Origin of the sequence: Pseudomonas sp. SIMBA_068 (genome assembly GCF_046534705.1) — a bacterium.
GTDB classification, from domain to species: Bacteria; Pseudomonadota; Gammaproteobacteria; order Pseudomonadales; family Pseudomonadaceae; genus Aquipseudomonas; species Aquipseudomonas putida.
Genome location: NZ_JAWRYI010001671.1, coordinates 1 through 236, shown reverse-complemented (window position 1 = coordinate 236; position 236 = coordinate 1). Strand labels below are relative to the sequence as shown.

The 236-nt window shown below is 46.6% G+C and carries 1 protein-coding gene; it reads left to right on the top strand.

Going from position 1 to position 236, the window contains the following annotated elements; all coding sequences use genetic code 11:
• On the top strand, window positions 1–236 hold a 236-nt coding region (locus SB756_RS35420), incomplete at both ends, for a hypothetical protein (protein ID WP_410913925.1).

The window sequence follows — 236 nt, the reverse complement described above, 5'->3', positions numbered from 1 at the left end:
AGGCAACGAAAACGGTGCCCGCCACAACCAAATGGTGCAGGTTAAAATCACTCAAAATCCTAGCCGCAATATGAACGCAGTAGGTAAAGTGGTTGATGTACTAGGTGAGCATTTAGCACCAGGTATGGAAATTGAAGTTGCCCTTCGTAATCACGACATTCCGCATGTTTGGCCAGAAGAGGTTGACGCACAAGTCGCCCACTTAGGCGAATTTGTAGAAGATGCAGACAAACAAG